Source organism: Neptunicoccus cionae, assembly GCF_014643735.1.
GTDB lineage: Bacteria > Pseudomonadota > Alphaproteobacteria > Rhodobacterales > Rhodobacteraceae > Amylibacter > Amylibacter cionae.
Genome location: NZ_BMKA01000001.1, coordinates 1,062,564 through 1,081,313, shown reverse-complemented (window position 1 = coordinate 1,081,313; position 18,750 = coordinate 1,062,564). Strand labels below are relative to the sequence as shown.

Genomic DNA, 18,750 nt, shown 5'->3' with positions numbered 1-18,750 from the left:
GGCAGCAGGCGGACCGGATTCACATATTCTTGAACAATTCACGACAAATACCTTAGGTTGAAAATTGTTAAGTTTTAGGTAGTTTCCCTTGGTTAACAGAGTCTTAACAAGCTGAGTGGAAGTTCGCGCGGGCAGCGCCGGTTTCCGTGCACCGAACGCAGCGGAATCCCGAGTTTGACCAGCCGATCCAGCGTTCACCTTGAACATGGTCCGCTTGGGGCTTATCCCCGTGCTGTCCCGTATTACTTCACACAGACAGGTTCCATGTCCCAAGCTGCAATATTCAACGAAGGTGCGCCCTTGCCCTGCCCCGTGTCATTCAATCTTGCGCACTATGTTTTGGCCGCCGGTAAAGATGATGCCATCGCGTTAGAGGTCATCGCACAGACGACGACCCGCTGGCGTTATGCAGATTTGCGGGATGCGGTTTGGCGCACAGCTGGTGGTTTGTTGGATACCGGCCTGGTGGCGGGCGATCGCCTGTTGCTGCGGGTTGGGAATGATGCGGCCTTTCCGATATTGTTTCTTGCGGCGATTGCTGTGGGAATCGTTCCCGTCCCCACATCTGCCTTGCTGACAGAACCCGAAGTCCGCAGCATCGTGGCAGAGCTTGAACCAAAGCTAGTCGCCTTTGCAGGTGGGCTGGAACCGATTGCAAAACTTGGTGTTCCCACGCTGGATGCCGCCGGTGTCGCACGACTGCGCGCAGCAGAACCAGCGGCCCCTGTGATGGGCGATCCGGACAGGCTGGCCTATATGATCTATACCTCCGGCACCTCGGGGAAGCCCCGCGCCGTGATGCACGCCCATCGTGCCGTTTGGGCGCGACGGATGATGTGGAACGGCTGGTACGGCCTGCGCGCAGATGATCGCATGCTGCACGCTGGCGCCTTTAATTGGACCTACACCCTTGGGACGGGGTTGCTTGACCCTTGGGCCATCGGCGCCACGGCGATGGTTTACACAGGCCCGCCCGATCGCAGCATCTGGGGCAAACTGGTGGCGCAACACCGCGCCACGATTTTTGCAGCGGCTCCGGGTGTCTATCGCCAGATTGTGGAAACCGGCGCAGACGGCTTTGACGGGCTGCGCCACGGGCTTAGCGCGGGGGAAAAGATGCCTGCTGCGGTTCTGTCCGCTTGGCAGGAACAGACCGGCAAACAGGTGTACGAGGCGCTCGGCATGAGCGAGGTGTCCACTTTTGTCTCCTCCAGCCCGAATGTCCCCCCGAAATCCGGCACATCCGGTCGCGTTCAGCAGGGCCGCCACATTGGGGTGCTTGGTCCTGACGGTCCGGTTGAGGCCAATCAACCGGGGGTCCTTGCGGTCCATCGCTCCGATCAGGGGCTCATGCTGGGGTACATGGGGCAACCCGCTGAAACGGCGGCAAAATTTCAGGGAGACTGGTTTGTCACGGGTGACACTGTGTCGATGGATGAAGACGGCTACATCACCTATTTAGGGCGGGATGACGATATGATGAACGCGGGCGGGTATCGCGTGTCCCCGCTTGAAGTCGAAGCTGCCATGCTGGCCTGCGAAGGTGTCGAACATGCCGCCGCAGCGGAGGTAGAGGTCCGTGCCGGTGTCCACGTTATCGCCGGATTTTATGTGGCTGACCGCGATCTGGACGCAAAGCTCACAGAAAATTGCGCGCGGACGCTGGCAAAATACAAACAGCCGCGTATGTTCGTGCGAATGGACACGCTTCCCACGGGGGCGAACAACAAGGTGCAGCGCAAGGCGTTGCGTGACTGGAAGGTCTAGGCGCAGCGTGTTCCCACGCAGCGTTTCCCTTTTTATGCGAAACATCGCGGCATGTCGGAACTGAATCGGCCCGCCGTGCTTAAGTGGTTGAAACAACATGACGAAACTCGATATTATTTCTGATCCGATCTGCCCGTGGTGCTATATCGGAAAGACAAAACTGGATCGCGCGCTGGAAAAGCACCCCGATCATGATCTGGTGATCGAGTGGCATCCCTTCCAGTTGAACCCGACCATGCCAGCCGAAGGCATGGACCGGCGCGAATATCTGGAAGCGAAATTCGGAGGCAAGGAAGGCGCGATCAAAACCTATGGCGCGATTGCCCAAGCCGCCGAGGATGCGGGAATCGATATAGATTTTGAGGGCATCAAACGCACGCCAAGCACCCTGAACGCCCACCGCCTGCTTCACTGGGCAGCCGTTGAGGGCCATCAGAACGCCGTGGTGGATCGCCTGTTTACCGCCTACTTCAAGGAAGGACAGGACATCTCTGACGTTGATCTGCTGGTTTCCATCGCATCTGACGCCGGTATGGACGGCGAAATGGTGCGCCGGTTGTTGAACGGGGATCAGGACGCCAAAGAGATTCAGGAACGGGATGCCTCTGCACGCGAACGGGGAATCAGCGGCGTTCCCTGCTTTATTATTGGCAAGCATTACGTGGTTCAGGGCGCGCAACCGACCGAGCTTTGGGAAAAAGTTATCTCAGAGATCAGCGAAGCGCACGAAAAGGCCGGCTCCTAACCGGCAAAGTTGCTTTAAGAAATTTTATCGGGGTAGCTGCGCCTGCCCCGTCTATCGGAGTCCTCTCATGGGAAAACGTCTTGCGCTGCCTGAATTTATCCTGCTGACGGCCCTGCTGTTTTCGCTGATCGCCTTTGGCACAGACGCGATGCTGCCGGCTTTCGGTGAAATGGCGGCGGATCTGAACACTAGTAACGCCAACCGCGTGCAACTGGTTGTGGCGGCTTTTGTGCTGGGCACCGGTTGTGGGCAGCTGATCAGCGGCCCCCTCTCCGATGCGATTGGGCGCAAGCCGGTTCTGCTGGGCGGGATCGGTGTGTTTATCATAACCAGCTTTTGGGCATGGGGCAGTCAGTCCCTTGAAATGCTGCTGCTGGCCCGTTTCATCCAAGGCTTGGGAATCTCCGCCCCCCGTACCGTTGGCATGGCGATGGTCCGTGACCTTTACACCGGTCGACAGATGGCCCGCGTGGTCTCGCTGGCGATGATGATGTTTGTGCTGGTGCCTGCCGTTGCGCCGCTGATCGGACAGGGCATCATGCTGGCCTTTGGCTGGCGCGCGATCTTCATGTCTTTTGTGGTTCTTGGCTGCGCGGTGGGACTGTGGTTGTGGATCCGGCAAGAGGAAACCCACACTCCCGAAAGACGCCGCCCTATGCGGGTCGCGACAATGATCTCTGCGGCCAAAGAGATGGCAGCATCCAGACGAGTAGTGATCTCCCTGCTTGTCCTGTGCATGTCCTACGCGATTGTTTTTTCTTACATTTCCAGCGCCCAACAACTCTTCGTGGTCTGGCTGGATGCAGGCGCGCGCTTTCCGGTTTATTTTGCCATCATCGCACTCGTATCAGGGACGGCAAGCGCCTTGAACGCGGCGCTGGTCGTGCGCCTTGGCATGTGGTTGCTCAGCACCATCGGGCTCGCCCTGCTTGCTGTGGGTTCGATCAGTGTCGGTACATTGATCGCCTCAGGTCTGATTTCTGGCGATGTTTTGCTTTATGTGGTGATCGGTTGGTCCATGATGCTGTTTTTCCTCAGCGGATTGGTGTTTTCCAACGTCAACGCGCTCGCGATGGAGCCTATGGGCCATATTGCAGGCACCGCCAGTGCGATTATCGGGTCGGTGTCCACACTGGCCAGCATCCTGATCGCCGTGCCGATCGGGCAAATGTTCAACGGGACCGGCCTGCCCCTGATGTTCGGGGTCGGGACTTGCGCTGCAATCGGTTTTTTTCTGAACTTGCAGAACCCGCGTTCGGTGTGAAGTAATGGGTCGGGCTGAAGCCCGACCTACTTGGCTTGCGCGGCGAGATCGCGGGCGATGATGTATGCGCCTTTGATTTTCGTGTCGTCTTTGGACCAGTCACGGCGCACGATGATCTTGTTGTCCTTCACCTTTGCCGTGCCATTTTGCTTTTGCAGATAGTCCACAAGCCCTGCTGGATTGGCGAATTTGTCGTTGTGGAACTGGATCACTGCCCCTTTCGGGCCCCCGTCCAGCTTCGCAATTCCGGCCCGTTTACACATGGATTTCACCCGCACGATGCGCAGCAGAGTGTTAACCTCGGACGGCAGCTTGCCAAACCGGTCGATCAGTTCGGCTGCAAACCCTTCCAGTTCCACCTTTGTCGACAGGGACGACAGACGCCGGTAAAGACCAAGGCGCACGTCAAGATCGGGCACAAAGCTTTCGGGGATCAGCACAGGCACGCCAAGATTGATCTGCGGCGACCACGACCCTTCGTATTCCGAAAGGCCTTCCATCTCGCCTGCCTTCATCTTGGCAATCGCCTCTTCCAGCATCTCCTGATACAACTCGAACCCTACTTCGCGCACATGGCCGGACTGTTCATCGCCAAGCAGGTTCCCTGCCCCGCGAATATCCAAATCCTGTGACGCCAGCGTAAAGCCCGCCCCCAGACTGTCGAGACTGCCGAGCACCCGCAAACGTTTTTCTGCGTTGGGTGTCAGCGGCTTGCGCGGTTTGGTGGTAAGATAGGCATAAGCACGGGTTTTGGAACGCCCGACCCGACCGCGGATTTGGTACAGCTGGGACAGGCCAAACATATCTGCGCGGTGAATGATCATGGTGTTGGCGGTTGGAATATCCAAACCGGATTCCACAATCGTTGTGGCCAGCAGTACATCGTACTTGCCGTCGTAAAAGGCGTTCATCCGCTCGTCCAGCTCTCCGGCGGCCATCTGGCCGTTGGCGGTGATAAAGCTGACCTCGGGCACCTGCGTTTTCAGGAACTCTTCGATCTCCGCCAGATCGGACACGCGGGGCACCACAAAAAAGGACTGCCCGCCGCGATAGTGTTCGCGCAAAAGCGCCTCGCGGATGGTGATGGCGTCGAATTCGGACACATAGGTGCGGATCGCCAGACGATCCACCGGCGGCGTGCCAATAACCGACAGTTCGCGCACGCCGGACAGGGACATTTGCAAGGTCCGTGGGATCGGCGTTGCAGTTAGCGTGAGCACGTGCACATCAGAGCGGAGTTGTTTCAGCCGTTCCTTGTGGGTCACACCGAAGTGCTGTTCCTCGTCAATCACCAACAGGCCGAGGTTCGCAAATTTGATCCCTTTCGCCAGCAGCGCATGGGTGCCGATCACGATTTCCACGCCTCCGTCTGCCATGCCCTGACGGGTGGCTTCGGCCTCTTTTGCGCTGACAAAACGGGACAGCTGACGCACGCGGATGCCTGTGTTACGGAAACGTTCGGCGAAAGATTTGTAATGCTGGCGTGCCAGCAACGTGGTCGGCGCGATAATCGCCACCTGCGTCCCCGCAGAGGCCGCAACAAAGGCCGCGCGCAAGGCGACCTCGGTTTTGCCAAAGCCCACATCGCCGCAAATCAGACGGTCCATTGGCGAACCCGACGCCATATCCGCCAAAACGTCCTCGATCGCGTGCAACTGGTCGTCGGTCTCTGCATAAGGAAAGCGGGCGCAGAATTTATCCCAAGCCTCAACCGGTGGCTCCATGACCTCGGCTTTGCGCAAGGCCCGCTCCGCCGCGATCCGGATCAGTTTATCCGCCATCTCGCGGATGCGTTCCTTCAGCTTAGCCTTTTTCGCCTGCCACGCGCCGCCGCCCAGACGGTCGAGAATGCCTTCTTCATGCCCAAAGCGAGACAGCAGCTCGATGTTTTCCACCGGCAGATACAGACGGTCGTTGTTGGCGTATTCCAGCAAGATGCAATCATGAGGCGCACCCGCCGCCGAAACCGTTTCCAGCCCGCGATACCGCCCGACACCATGGTCCAAATGCACCACCAGATCACCGGGCGACAGGCTTTGTGCTTCGGTCAGGAAGTTCTCAGCCCGCCGTTTACGACGCGGACTGCGGATCAGCCGGTCCCCCAGCACATCCTGTTCAGAAATCACCGTCAGGTTTTTGGCTTCGAACCCCTGTTCCAGCGGCCAGACCGCCAGCGCAACCGTGCCGCTGCCTTTCAGATCCCCAAGCTTCGCAATCTCTATCGCGCCGTTGATATCCTGATCGGCAAGCAAACCGCCCAATCGCTCCCGTGCGCCTTCCGAATAACTGGCAATCACCACATTGCCTTGCTTCTGACGATCCCGGATATGATCGGCCAAAGCCCCAAACAAGCTGATGGTTTCCTGCTGGCGTTCCGGCGCGAAACTGCGCCCCAATCGACCACCTGCATCAGTGACATTAGGACCGGTGCCCTGGGGCAGAACCGAGAATTGTTTGACCGTCAGATCGGTGATTTCCACCTCAAAGGCGGCGTCGTCCAGATACAGCAGATGGGGCGGACAGGGTTTATACACACTGTCCATGCGAGATTTGTTACTTAGCGCTTCTTTGCGAGCATCGTATTGATCTGCAATGCTTTCCCATCGTGACAGACGCGCCTGTGTGGTGCGGTCGTCCAGAAACACCTGCGCATTCGGGATGTAATCAAACAGGGTTTCCATCTTATCATGAAAGAACGGTGCCCAGTGCTCAATCCCCTGATGCTTGCGCCCTGCGCTGACAGCCTCATACAGGGGATCGTCCGTACCGGCAGCGCCAAATTCAATGCGATAGTTCTGGCGGAACCGCTGGATTGATGGCTCGTCGAGAATAACCTCCGACACAGGTGCCAGTTCCAAGCGTTGCAGGGATTCCGTGGTGCGCTGGGTCACAGGATCAAACCGCCGCGCCCCGTCAAGGACATCGCCAAACAGGTCGAGCCGTACAGGGCCGCTCTCGCCGGGAGGGTAGACATCGATCAGGCCGCCACGGATCGCAAAATCGCCAGGTTCTGTAACGGTTGGTGCTTGCACAAACCCCATACGGGCAAAGAAGTCCCGCAAGGCTTTCTCGTCCACCTGTCGGCCCACCTCGGCCACGAAGCTCGCCGATTTCAGCGTGTCGCGGGCTGGCACGCGCTGGGTGACAGCGGCCACTGTTGTCAGCAGGATGAACGGTCGATCAAACCCCGCCGCAAGAGCTGCCAGAACGGCCATACGCGCGGCAGATATCTCCGCATTCGGGGACACACGATCATAGGGCAAACAGTCCCACGCCGGAAAAGTGAACACCGGAACCTCGGGGGCAAACAGGCCAAGTGCTGTGCGTGTTGCAGCCAGTCGGGCGTCATCGCGGGCGATGTGCATAACGGGGCCATTCCCCGCCGCCAGTGCTGATGCCAGCAGATGTGCGTCAAATCCTTCGGGGGCGCCCCCGACGGTACGGTGGTTTTCGTTATACTGCTGTGCCATCAAGCGGATTTAGCGCAGCCGGTGACATCGGACAAGGTGGAAAACCCGCCGCCTTTAAAACGTCCCAGCATAAGGCGAGAACAGGATCTGCGAAACGCCCCAGAAAGCGGCGAAAAAGATCGAAAACGCACCGATCCCCTGTTTGATCCGACGATGCCAAACATAGGCCGAATAGAGCGCCGCGCCGTCCAGATCTTCGGTCCGCAGCTTTCTGGCAAGGTGGATCGACAGACCGGACACAATGGTCAACGGGAAGATCAGCAAAAATCCTGCCTGCATGAACTGAATGTTAAAGGAAAACCCCAGCATAAAGATCGTCGCCAGAAAGAACGCAGCCAGCCCTGTCAGTGCGATCGAGTGGCCTTCAAACACCTCTAGCGTTTTGCGGATGTTGATCTCGATCTGGGTTTCAAAATCAATCTGGTACTGCCCACCAAAGCGTTTGGCATTGCGCGCGTCTTCATAAGGCACGCCAAGCGTCCAGTGTGTGGTGCGGGTCCAGACCACAGCAAACACGATCCAGTACCAAATACTGGCGAAACTGCGAGAGCCGATTACTTCCTGATAAAAGCCTTCCATCACCGGCCCTTCTGTCTGGTCTGGGCGCGGTGTTAGCCTATTGCGTCAAAAATTCCAATTGCAGTTTGGGGCTTTTCTGGCGCATTTGGGGGAACCCGTCAAAAGGATCAACTTATGGTACATACCCCACCGCCGTTTCCGGTATCACGCCCCCGCCGCAACCGCCGCACCGACTGGATGCGCGACCTGACGCGGGAGAACAGCCTGTCTGCCTCGGATTTGATCTGGCCGATCTTCGTGCGCGAAGGCGACGATGTGGTGGAACCGATCGACAGCATGCCCGGCGTGAACCGTCTAAGCGTGTCCCGCGCGGTAGAGGCTGCGAATGAAGCCGCCAATCACGGGATTCCCCTGATTGCGCTGTTCCCATATACCGATCCAGACAAGAAAACCCCTGACGCGGCCGAGGCTTGGAATCCGGAAAATCTGGTAAACACAGCCACCCGCGCGATCAAAGCGCAGGTGCCGGATATTGGCATTATGCTGGATGTCGCCCTTGATCCGTATAATTCTGACGGTCACGATGGGATCGTGCGCGAGGGCGTTGTCATGAACGACGAAACCCTTGGCGCACTTGAACAGCAGGCGTTGACACAGGCCGAAGCGGGTGCGGATATCCTTGGCCCATCCGATATGATGGACGGGCGCATTGGCATTATCCGCCGCGCGCTGGAACAAAACGATTTCCCCGACACGGCGATCATGGCCTATTCCGCGAAATTCGCATCCGCCTTTTATGGTCCTTTCCGCGATGCCGTGGGCGCATCCGGCGCTCTGAAAGGTGACAAGAAAACCTACCAGCTTGATCCGGCCAATTCGGACGAGGCCCTGCGCATGGTGGCGCGGGATTTGGATGAGGGGGCGGATATGGTCATGGTGAAACCTGGAATGCCCTATCTTGATATTTGTCAGCGGGTGAAACAGGAATTTGCCGTGCCGACCTACGCCTATCAGGTCTCTGGCGAATACGCGATGATTGCGGGTGCGGGCGACAATGGCTGGATTGATCGAGACAAAGCTATGTTGGAAAGCCTGATGGCGTTCAAACGGGCCGGATGTGACGGTATCTTAAGCTATTTCGCACTGGAAACCGCCAAATTCCTGCGCCGCGATATGGACCTGTTCTAGCCCCACAAAGAAACGGCGCCACAAGGGCGCCGTTTTCGTTTGCATACGGTTCACGTCATGCAACGTCGAGACATTCGCGCAGCAGGGATTTGTATTTGCGTGTTTCCGTGTAAGTGTCATGCCCGCCCCGCGCCGTATCAAGCGCGTTGAGCGCACGTTCTATCAAGCGCAGCGAACTGCCCATAGACCAGAAGGACGCCTGAACCGGCTCACCAGTCACCATCGTCACCTTACAAGGGCTGCCGTTGTTATAGACGAGCTCCAGTTCATTCACCGCCTTCTGAACGATCTGGGCGATGTTATAGCGGTTTTCCCTTTCGCTTTCACGGGAAACCACAACGAACCGCCCCGCACCGCAGTAAGACAGCAGGGATTTCTCGCTGGAGAAACAGCTTTGCAGCGCAGAGGCCACATCACCGATGGTGTAATACAGATCAAAGGCTGTGGTGCGGTCGTAAATCTCGTTAAATTCCTTGATACCGAAGGCATAGACCTGCGTGCGGGAAATTTGCAGCCGCGACAGTTGAAGAATGTAGTTTTCCATCTCCAGCTTGTCGATCATGTTCGGGACGAAATCCACCTTGAGACCTTTTTCACGGGTCAGCTTCATGTCCTGTTCGATCTGGGCCTTAAGGGATTGCGCCGCTTCAAAGTTGCTTTCAGCGCGACGGCGTTCCCGCAACAGATGGGTCACAGACTGAATCCGCGCTGCCAGATCTAGGGGCTTTACCGGTTTGCAAACATAATCCGTGGCCCCTGCTGTAAAGGCTTCACGAACGCTGTCTTCATTGGTCACGGTTGTCACCATCAGAACCGGCGTGGAGTTATACTCCGGTATCATGCGGATTTTGCGACAAACCTCGATCCCGTCCATACCGGGCATTTCGATGTCCAGCAGTATAACGTCAAAAGGTGTGGGGGATTTCTTGAGAATCGCGAGAGCCACAGAACCGGACTCCGCACATTCCAGAGATTTAATTCCCATCTCATCAAAGTTGTTTTTCAAGACTTCTAGGATCAGGGGATCGTCATCGACGGCTAGTGCTCTCATATTCATACCTCTCCACTCTAGGTAATTCCCCCTAGATAGTCCGGGCAACGGGGGATTTCACTCATTACGTGTAATCCTTCTTGCGTGGAATTGGTCTGAAAATAAGTTTGAAATTGGGCAAGATTAAGAAATTGTTAACCAATATCCCTAAAGTTATCCACAGGCGCACCGCCCCTCTGTGGATAACATTTGACGGGAGGAATAGAGTAATCCGTTTATTATCAACACTTTAAGCTTGTTGAGACAGTTCTTCCAGCTCCAACCACTCCATTTCAGCAGCCTCTAGCGCTGTCTCTCTTTCGGACAAGGCTTCGGTTGCTTTCTGAAATTTGACGGGGGCCGTTGTGTAAAGTTCCGGATCGGACAGATACTCGTGCAGCTTGGCGATTTCGGCTTCCAAGCGTTCCATCACCTTTGGAAGCTCTTTCAACCTATGCTCATCCTTGAAGCTCATCTTCTTGGGCGCGGCTTTGGGTTTTTCGGCCGGTTGCGCCTTTGAAGCGGGCTTCTTAGTGTCCTTATCGGACCTCGCAGCTTTGCTGATTTCCTTGCGCTGGGCCTGATAGTCGGACCAGCCACCAGCATAGATCGTGGCCTCGCCGTCGCCTTCCATCACGATGGACGTGGTCGCCACGCGGTCGAGAAAGTCGCGGTCGTGGCTGACCAGAAGCACGGTGCCTTCGTAATCGTCGAGAATTTCCTGCAACAGGTCCAGCGTTTCCACATCCAGATCGTTAGTCGGTTCATCGAGCACCAGAAGGTTGCTTTCCTTCGCCATCAAACGCGCCAGCAACAGCCGTGCTTTTTCACCACCCGACAGGGCCGACACCGGACCACGGGCCTGATTTTCAGAAAACAGGAACTCTTTCAAATACCCCACAACGTGTTTGGGCGTACCCCGCACCATAATCTGGTCATTTTGCCCTGAAACACCCAGTTCCTTATCCTCGGTCAGCGTATCCCAAAGCGAAACCTTGGGGTCGAGCACGGCGCGGTTCTGATCAAAGATCGCAGGCAACAGATTGGTGCCGAGCTTAACCGAGCCTGTGTCCGGCTCAAGCGCGCCCGTCAGCATGTTGAGAAGCGTGGTTTTGCCCACACCGTTCGGCCCGATCATCGCAATCCGTTCCCCCCGCGCAACGCGAATGGAAAAATCGCCGACGATAACCTTATCCCCGAAAGTTTTGGAAATACCGGTCGCTTCTATCACCCGCTTGCCGGATTTCTGGCCGCTGTCAAACGCCATCGCCGCAGCGCCGGAGCGTTTGATCTGCGCGCCCCGTTCTGCCCGCAAATCCGCCAGCCGCCGCACACGGCCCTGATTGCGTTTGCGTCTTGCAGAGATACCTTCGACGGCCCATCGGGCCTCGGCCTTGATAAGACGGTTCAACTTGTGGCGCTGTTGGTCTTCTTCTTCAAAGGTCTTGTCGCGCCATTCCTCAAAGGCTTCAAATCCCTTAGGATGTTGGCGCACGATACCACGATCCACCCACATGGTGTCCCGTGTCAGCGAGCGTAAAAACGCGCGGTCGTGCGAGATCAGGATAAAGGCGTCACGGGTCTGGCGAAGGTGATCCTCGAGCCATTTGATCGCTTCAATATCAAGGTGGTTGGTCGGTTCGTCCAGCAACATCAGATCAGGCGCTTCGGCCAGAATTTTTGCCAGTGCTGCGCGGCGACGCTCCCCACCGGATGCAGAGGATGGCGACTGTTCAAGGTTCAGCTTCAACCCTTCGGCGGCCATCTCTACCTTATATTCTTCGCCCTGTTGCAGGCCGGACATGGCGAAATCGCCCAAAGTCGCAAAGTCCGACAGATCGGGGTGTTGGTCCATATAGCCCACGGACACACCGGGTTGCACAAAGCGGTTGCCCGCGTCGGGTTCTACCAGTCCGGCGATCACCTTAAGCAGCGTGGATTTGCCAGAGCCGTTACGCCCCACAAGGCAAATGCGCGCCCCTTCGTGAACGGTCAGCCCAACACCGTCAAACAACGGGTTGCCGCCAAACGTGAGCATGATATCGGAGAGGGTCAGTACAGGAGGATTAGCCATGCAGCCCCTATCGGTTATGCGGATTGCGCCGTCAAGAGGCGCTTGCTAGGCTCCCCCGAATTCAAAAGGAAAACTCTGATGACGGCAGCGCACTCCAGCCCGATGAACCCGCTTTTACAAGGAACCATCACCTCTCCCATCGTGGAATCCCGCAGTTGGGTTGAAAATGTGACCTTTTCCGAGGACATGCCCCTGATCAACGTCAGTCAGGCAGCGCCGGTTGATCCACCCCCTGCCCCGATGCGTCAGGCCTTGGCTGAAGCAGTGTCGAACGATGTCAGCGCGCATCTGTACGGCCCCGTGCTCGGCCTGCCGGAGCTGCGCGAATCTGTGGCCCGTCATTGTAGCGCGACCTATGGCGGCACGATTTCCACGGGCAATGTGGGTATCACTTCGGGGTGCAATCAGGCGTTTTGCGCGGCGATTTCCTCGCTCGCGGGTCCGGGGGATGCTGTCATCCTGCCCGCACCTTGGTATTTTAACCATAAGATGTGGCTTGATATGGCTGGGATCGAATGCCGCGTGCTGATGTGTGGCGACGATATGCTGCCCGATCCGCAACAGGCCGCCGCGATGATCGACGAGCGGGTGAAAGCCATCGTTCTGGTCACGCCAAACAACCCCACCGGCTTGGAATACCCTGACGGGCTGGTCACGGCGTTTTATCAGCTGGCGCAGCAGAAAAAGATCTCTCTGATCATTGACGAGACTTACCGCGATTTTCATTCTGCCAGCGGAGCCCCGCACAGCCTGTTCAGCGATCCCGACTGGTCCGACACCCTGATCCAGCTTTATTCCTTTTCCAAAGCCTATCGCCTGACCGGCCACCGCGTTGGTGCGATTGTCTGTTCGCAATCCCGTATGGCAGAGGTGGAAAAATTCCTCGACACGCTGACCATTTGCCCCAACCAGCTTGGCCAACGCGGGGCGCTGTTTGGGATGCGCCACCTTGGAAACTGGCTGGCACGGGAACGGGCAGAGATTCTCGACCGCGCAAATGCCATGCGCGAAGGTTTCCCACAACTTGATGGGTGGGAGTTGAAAGGCTGCGGCGCATATTTTGCCTATGTGTCCCACCCGTTTGAAGCACCGTCCGATCAGGTGGCCAAAGCACTGGTCGAAAAAGCGGCTGTTCTGCCCCTGCCTGGAACCATGTTCAGCCCACGCCACGGCGAAGGCGGCACAGGCCACGCAGAGCGCCATATGCGGATTGCTTTTGCCAATGTGGATCGCGCCGGAATTGACGGGCTTTTCGCCAGACTGGCCGCTTTTTCCATGTAAACTGCAAAACAATCGCGCCCTGATCCGGCCCCAAGGCAAGCACGATCCGTGTTGACGCTTGCCCTTCGGCCTTTTGCTGCCTAAAACCAGCCTTCAGACAAGGGAAAAAAAGGTCCGGTAAATGCTCGATTCAATGCGCGGAAAAGGCCAAAGCAAGGTCATGTGGGTTATCATGGGGCTGCTGATGCTCGGTCTGACGGGGTTTGGCATTGGCGGCCTTGGCGGCGGCACGGTGAACTCCATTGGTAAAGTGGGCGATGAACCCATTCTCGTAAACACCTACGCGCGGGCCTATCAGAACGCGGCGAGCCGGATCAACCAGCAGGCCGGACGCACACTGACCGCAGCCGAGCTAGAACAATTCGGCGTGCTGGATCAGGTTCTTGACGCTGTGGTCGGTCAAGCCGCGCTCAGCAACGAAACGGCGGAACGCGGGTTGTCAATCGGTGATGACACCGTGCGCAAGGCGATTCTTGAAAGCCCGCAGTTTCAAGGCCTCGACGGGACATTTGATCGCGAAGGATATGACTTTTATCTGGAACGCCAGCTTGGGATCACAGCGTCAGAGTTTGAAACCCTGATCCGCAAGGAAAACGCGCGCGCGTTGCTGGAAAACACCATTGTGACCGGCGTGAAAAGCGATCTGACGGTCCCAAACACGTTGATGAAATTTGCCCAACAGGAACGCTCTTTTGAATGGGTCGCCCTGAGCGAGGAAGATCTGGACGCCACGATTGCCGATCCAAGTGACGCGGATCTGCAAGCCTATTACGACACCCATGCGTCAAACTACATGTCTCCCCTGACTCGCAACATCACATATGCTTGGTTGAATCCCTCTGCGATGCTCGATGCGGTAGATGTGGATGAAGCCGACATCCGTGAAAGCTATGACCTGCAAAACGACCGTTTCAATAAGGTAGAGCAACGGGCCGTTGACCGGTTGGTGTTCTCCACCATGGAAGACGCCCAATCCGCGCGGGATCGTATTGACGCCGAGGAAGCCACATTTGGCGAAATCGTCGGCGAACGGGGTCTTGAAGAAGCGGATGTTGATATGGGCGAAATCAGCCGCAGCGATGTCTCCGCCCAAGCAGCAGAGATGCTGTTTGCCGCTGACGAACCCGGTGTTGTGGGTCCGGTGCAATCCGATCTAGGTCCAGCCCTGTTCCGCATCAACGCGGTTCTGGATGCAGACAGCACACCCTTTGAAGAAGTCCGCGACGAATTGCGCAACGAACTCGCCGGTGAAGCCGCGCGCCGTCTGGTGTCCGATCGCGTGACGGATATTGATGATCTTCTTGCCGGGGGTGCCGAGCTGGAAGCGCTCGCCAAAGAGACTGAAATGACCCTTGGCACCATTGCTTTTTCCGCCGAAACCACCGAGGAAATCGCCGGATACGATGCCTTCCGCGAGGCGGCTCTAGCCGCTGAAGAAGGCGATTTCCCGGAAGTGATCGACCTGTCTGATGGCGGCGTCTTTGCCCTGCGTCTTGACGGCATTGACCAGCCTCAGGCCATTCCGCTGGAAGAGGTCCGCGAAAGGGTTGTCGCAGACTGGCGCGCCGATCAGGTAAACGCTGCTCTGAAAGCCCGCGCTGAAACGCTGAAGGCGGAACTGGAAGACGGTGGCGATGTTAGCGAACTCGGTCTGGAAATGACCGCCGTGGATGGCATCAAGCGGAACACGTATCTTGAACAACTGCCCCCGACCACTGTTCCCGAGGTCTACAAGCTTGAAGACGGCGGCGTGGCGATTGTGGATGGTGGCGACCGCGTGGTGCTGGCACGTCTGACCAACGTCACCGCCTTTGACCCCGATCTTGGCAACAACGACCAGCTGTTGGATCGGATCAATGGTCAGCTGAACGCGCAAATCTCGCTCGACCTGCTAAGCTACTATACTGATGCCGTCCAATCGCAGGCCGGTGTCCAACTGAACCGTCCGATCATCAATCAGGTCAATACACAGGTTACCGGATTTTGAGCACGCTAATCCCCTCCTACGAGGCTTTTGAAAAGTCCCATAAAGACGGTCACAATCAGGTGGTCTACACCCGCCTTGTGGCCGATCTCGACACGCCTGTGTCCCTGATGCTGAAGCTGGCACAGGCGCAGAAAGACAGTTTCATGCTGGAAAGCGTGACCGGCGGCGAAAACCGTGGCCGCTATTCCTGTATCGGCATGAAACCGGACCTGATCTGGCAGTGTCACGGGAACACCGCGCGGATCAACCGTCAGGCACGGTTTGATGCCAATGCGTTTGAACCGATGAAGTCTGATCCCTTGACCAGCCTGCGCGCCGTGCTGGATGAATGTCACATTGATTTGCCCGAAGACCTGCCAGCGATTGCAGCGGGTCTGTTTGGCTATCTCGGCTATGATATGATCCGTTTGGTAGAGAACCTTCCGGATGTGAACCCCGATCCGCTCGGCCTGCCGGATGCGGTGATGATGCGCCCCTCTGTGGTGGTGGTCGTGGACGGCGTTAAGGATGAAATCACCGTGGTTTCGCCGGTTTGGGCCACAGGCGGGTTGTCCGCGCGTGCGGCGTATAATCAGGCGGCTGAACGGGTGATGGACGCTGTGCGCGATCTGGAGCGCCCTGCCCCGATGGCCTCCCCCGTAGCTGATCCCGAAACCGCCGTGGGGGAACCTGTGTCCAACACCAGCCGCGAGGAATATTTCGGCTTTGTTGACAAGGCGAAGGAATACATCCGCGCCGGTGACATATTTCAGGTGGTGCCGAGCCAACGCTGGACGCAGGATTTCAAACTGCCGCCCTTCGCGCTCTATCGCGCACTGCGCCGCACCAACCCGTCGCCCTATATGTTCTTTTTTAATTTCGGCGGCTTTCAGGTCATCGGCGCCAGTCCCGAAATTCTGGTGCGCGTGAAAGACAAAGAAGTCACCATTCGACCCATCGCGGGCACCCGCCACCGCGGCGCCAATGAAGCCGAAGACCGCGCATTAGAAGCGGATCTGCTGGGCGATCCCAAAGAAATGGCTGAACATTTGATGCTGCTGGATCTGGGGCGCAACGATGTGGGTCGTGTTTCCAAAATCGGCACGGTAAACCCGAACGAGCAGTTTATAATCGAACGCTATTCCCATGTGATGCACATCGTGTCCAACGTGGTCGGTGAACTGGCGGAAGATCAGGATGCCCTGTCCGCCTTGCTTGCGGGATTGCCTGCGGGCACGGTATCCGGTGCGCCCAAAGTGCGCGCCATGCAGATCATTGACGAGTTGGAAAAAGAGAAACGCGGCGTTTATGGCGGCGGCGTCGGATATTTCAGCGCCACAGGCGAAATGGACATCTGTATCGCCCTGCGCACCGCTGTCCTGAAGGACCAGAAGCTGCATATCCAAGCGGGCGGCGGCGTGGTCTATGACAGCGATCCCGAGGCAGAGCTTCAGGAAACCGTCAATAAATCGAACGCGCTACGCAAAGCTGCCAAGGACGCTGTGACCTTTGTAAAATCAAACGGCAACTATTAACGCTTCTTAACGATAAACGGTGGCGGGGGGCCCTATGGGTTGCCCGCCATCAGCGCAGCAGACACCGGTGCAAAGCTAACAGTGCGCGCGTTGATCCCCAAAGACCAGTTCAACAGCGCCGTCAGGGTTTCATCATTTGGAATCGCGAGCACGATCGAACTGCCCTTGCTCCGTGCTGTGCGCGCCGCACGGTTCAGATATCCGGACACAACCGTTTCCGTATCCTCTGCGCCATTCAAAATGTGACTGACCAAACCAAAGGCCACATCTTGTTGATCCGCAAGGCGGGGCGCCGCGTTCAGCCCGCCCGCATAAGTGATGATCCCGTGACCGGTCTGCGCAAAATATCCCACAACCGAGCGGACCAGCCGCTGGTCCCGTTGCATCAACGCTTCGGGTCGATCAATCAGCCCAATGGCTTCTGGCATCAAGGTAAAAAACTGCTCCAGCAAGGCGGCCACCTGATCTTCGGTCTGTCCACCTGGCAAGGAAAGTTTCACATCACGCGGGCTTAGTGCCAACACTTCGAAACCTGCATTCCGGTAGGCCCGCGCCTTGGCCGGGACGTTGGGTTGATCCACCGGAATGGCAATCGCCAGGGGCAAACCGAGCCGCGAGAATTTGGACAGTTTCTCTTCGATCTGCCCGTTGTCGAGCAGAACAACGGAAACCAGCGGCTTTCCAGTTGGGGTAAAGTCATTGGCATTTGCCCGCAACGCGCCGATTTCGGGTGTTGCAATCTGCCCCGAGAGCACCGGTTCATCATCCCCTATCGTCGGAATCCGCTTGCTGATTGCGGATTGGCCCAAGGTAGAGATACCGTTTTCGCCACTGTCCCCGATGGTTGGCAAACGCGAACCGAGCGTTGCAAATGTTCCAGAGGTGTTGGGTTGGGCGGTCGGGCTGAATACGGCGCTGCGCACTGTTTCCCCGCGGGGCGCCGGTTCTGCGATTTCTTCGTCGCTGGCATCAGGTACGATTGGCAAAATACGCACTGGCGTTCGCGCCGCTTCCGGTTCCGGTTTGGTTGCTAGAATCACATCTGGTTCAGTATCAAGCTGCGGCAGCAGGCTGGCCGCATCTTCCAGAACGCCGATCTTGCGCGAGTCGCTAATTTCCTGACGCTCCACCGTTCCGTCCGCGTTCAAGCGTGGTACATCAGCGCCGCCTTCGTCCGTTTCAGGTACCAGCGCATCGGGCCCTGCGGTCTCTGCCGAGGGACGGCGCATTATCACAGGGTCTGCCGGATCAGACGATACCGTCGGCTGGATTTCGGCACCGTCATCAGGATTGATAAGGGCCAGTTCCGTGGTTTCGGGCGTGTCTGCCTCTACCGGCATAGTGATAGAGAGTTCTGTTTCAGACGGCACTTGCGTCGTTGGTGTCAGCACAGCCACGTCGGCATTCACCGTGCGCTGGCGCGCCGCATCAACACTGGTTGGGGCGTTGTCCTGCTGATCAACAGTAACAACCTCGCGGGGCGATTGATCCAGTGACGGTGGCTCTGTCGAACTGCCGGTCTTACCCAGCGCCAGTGTCGGGGATTGGTCTGCGTCGGTGCTGCTGTCTTGGGTCCCGGCCCCCTGCACCACAGAGGTGCTGTCTGTTACATTAGCAGCGGATGACGGCGCTCCGGCGGCTTGCTCGGGTGCATTTGAAACAGTGGTGGTGTCGGTTTTGGGCAGGATCGGATTGAGTGCCGCCAAAAAGACACCAGATGTCAGCCCGACGGCCAGTCCGGACACAACTCCTGCGGTTTTACCCCAGTTTGCCATTATAAGCCTCTTGCGCCTTTTATATCATTTGCCTGCAATCGTGCGTGTCTTTTCTTGGTTCGCTGCCCTTGACCTCTGCGCACGCCCATGAGCAATGTATAGCGCAATTCACCACAGGGATCATCCCCCTAAATCA

General features: G+C 57.3%; 12 protein-coding genes. 7 read left to right on the top strand and 5 right to left on the bottom strand.

Annotation, left to right across the window (positions count from 1 at the left end):
* Nucleotides 1-174: 174 nt before the first annotated feature.
* From IEX10_RS04755 to IEX10_RS04745, 3 genes are all read left to right on the top strand, one after another.
* Nucleotides 175-1,767, top strand: coding sequence for a class I adenylate-forming enzyme family protein (locus IEX10_RS04755; RefSeq protein ID WP_308420679.1), 1,593 nt, complete (start codon nucleotides 175-177; stop codon nucleotides 1,765-1,767).
* Between the two features lie 97 nt (nucleotides 1,768-1,864).
* A complete protein-coding gene (locus IEX10_RS04750) occupies nucleotides 1,865-2,512 on the top strand; it encodes a DsbA family oxidoreductase (RefSeq protein ID WP_188671380.1) in 648 nt (215 codons plus the stop codon).
* Between the two features lie 67 nt (nucleotides 2,513-2,579).
* Nucleotides 2,580-3,776 (top strand): multidrug effflux MFS transporter, encoded by a 1,197-nt coding sequence (locus IEX10_RS04745; protein WP_188671378.1) that lies wholly within the window; start codon nucleotides 2,580-2,582, stop codon nucleotides 3,774-3,776.
* 26 nt (nucleotides 3,777-3,802) lie between these two features.
* On the opposite strand, the gene mfd is transcribed toward IEX10_RS04745, so the two are convergent.
* Together mfd and IEX10_RS04735 are read right to left on the bottom strand one after the other, a co-directional pair.
* On the bottom strand, nucleotides 3,803-7,246 hold the full coding sequence (gene mfd, locus IEX10_RS04740) for a transcription-repair coupling factor (protein ID WP_188671376.1): 3,444 nt from the start codon (nucleotides 7,244-7,246) through the stop codon (nucleotides 3,803-3,805).
* Between the two features lie 54 nt (nucleotides 7,247-7,300).
* Nucleotides 7,301-7,825, bottom strand: a complete 525-nt coding sequence (locus IEX10_RS04735; protein ID WP_188671374.1) for a component of SufBCD complex — start codon at nucleotides 7,823-7,825, stop codon at nucleotides 7,301-7,303.
* 114 nt (nucleotides 7,826-7,939) lie between these two features.
* Between IEX10_RS04735 and hemB the strand changes: the two genes are divergently transcribed.
* Entirely contained in the window at nucleotides 7,940-8,953 is a 1,014-nt protein-coding gene (hemB, locus tag IEX10_RS04730; RefSeq protein ID WP_188671372.1) for a porphobilinogen synthase, read from the top strand.
* A 55-nt stretch (nucleotides 8,954-9,008) separates the two neighbouring features.
* On the opposite strand, the gene IEX10_RS04725 is transcribed toward hemB, so the two are convergent.
* Both IEX10_RS04725 and IEX10_RS04720 read right to left on the bottom strand, forming a co-directional pair.
* Complete coding sequence (locus IEX10_RS04725; protein ID WP_188671370.1) at nucleotides 9,009-10,004, bottom strand: response regulator; 996 nt, start codon at nucleotides 10,002-10,004, stop codon at nucleotides 9,009-9,011.
* 229 nt (nucleotides 10,005-10,233) lie between these two features.
* Nucleotides 10,234-12,057, bottom strand: a complete 1,824-nt coding sequence (locus IEX10_RS04720; protein WP_188671368.1) for an ABC-F family ATP-binding cassette domain-containing protein — start codon at nucleotides 12,055-12,057, stop codon at nucleotides 10,234-10,236.
* Nucleotides 12,058-12,135: 78 nt separating this feature from the next.
* Here IEX10_RS04720 and IEX10_RS04715 point away from each other — a divergent pair, with 78 nt between their 5' ends.
* The 3 genes from IEX10_RS04715 (at nucleotide 12,136) to trpE (ending at nucleotide 16,839) form a co-directional block, all read left to right on the top strand.
* The gene (locus IEX10_RS04715) at nucleotides 12,136-13,338 is read left to right on the top strand and encodes an aminotransferase (RefSeq protein ID WP_188671366.1); all 1,203 of its coding nucleotides are present in this window, start codon (nucleotides 12,136-12,138) and stop codon (nucleotides 13,336-13,338) included.
* Between the two features lie 121 nt (nucleotides 13,339-13,459).
* Nucleotides 13,460-15,325 (top strand): SurA N-terminal domain-containing protein, encoded by a 1,866-nt coding sequence (locus IEX10_RS04710; RefSeq protein WP_188671365.1) that lies wholly within the window; start codon nucleotides 13,460-13,462, stop codon nucleotides 15,323-15,325.
* On the top strand, nucleotides 15,322-16,839 hold the full coding sequence (gene trpE / locus IEX10_RS04705; RefSeq protein ID WP_188671364.1) for an anthranilate synthase component I: 1,518 nt from the start codon (nucleotides 15,322-15,324) through the stop codon (nucleotides 16,837-16,839). The genes IEX10_RS04710 and trpE overlap by 4 nt, the downstream gene beginning before the upstream one ends.
* Before the next feature lie 32 nt (nucleotides 16,840-16,871).
* On the opposite strand, the gene IEX10_RS04700 is transcribed toward trpE, so the two are convergent.
* Nucleotides 16,872-18,614, bottom strand: coding sequence for a divergent polysaccharide deacetylase family protein (locus tag IEX10_RS04700; RefSeq protein WP_188671363.1), 1,743 nt, complete (start codon nucleotides 18,612-18,614; stop codon nucleotides 16,872-16,874).
* Nucleotides 18,615-18,750: the final 136 nt, after the last annotated feature.

What these genes read in the sequence shown, in the direction of transcription:
- IEX10_RS04715 (WP_188671366.1), top strand. Translation starts at nt 12,136, where the DNA reads ATGACGGCAGCGCACTCCAGCCCGATGAACCCGCTTTTACAAGGAACC.
- IEX10_RS04720 (WP_188671368.1), bottom strand. Translation starts at nt 12,057, where the DNA reads ATGGCTAATCCTCCTGTACTGACCCTCTCCGATATCATGCTCACGTTT.
- IEX10_RS04710 (WP_188671365.1), top strand. Translation starts at nt 13,460, where the DNA reads ATGCTCGATTCAATGCGCGGAAAAGGCCAAAGCAAGGTCATGTGGGTT.
- mfd (WP_188671376.1), bottom strand. Translation starts at nt 7,246, where the DNA reads ATGGCACAGCAGTATAACGAAAACCACCGTACCGTCGGGGGCGCCCCC.
- IEX10_RS04745 (WP_188671378.1), top strand. Translation starts at nt 2,580, where the DNA reads ATGGGAAAACGTCTTGCGCTGCCTGAATTTATCCTGCTGACGGCCCTG.
- IEX10_RS04725 (WP_188671370.1), bottom strand. Translation starts at nt 10,004, where the DNA reads ATGAGAGCACTAGCCGTCGATGACGATCCCCTGATCCTAGAAGTCTTG.
- hemB (WP_188671372.1), top strand. Translation starts at nt 7,940, where the DNA reads ATGGTACATACCCCACCGCCGTTTCCGGTATCACGCCCCCGCCGCAAC.
- IEX10_RS04700 (WP_188671363.1), bottom strand. Translation starts at nt 18,614, where the DNA reads ATGGCAAACTGGGGTAAAACCGCAGGAGTTGTGTCCGGACTGGCCGTC.
- IEX10_RS04750 (WP_188671380.1), top strand. Translation starts at nt 1,865, where the DNA reads ATGACGAAACTCGATATTATTTCTGATCCGATCTGCCCGTGGTGCTAT.
- IEX10_RS04735 (WP_188671374.1), bottom strand. Translation starts at nt 7,825, where the DNA reads ATGGAAGGCTTTTATCAGGAAGTAATCGGCTCTCGCAGTTTCGCCAGT.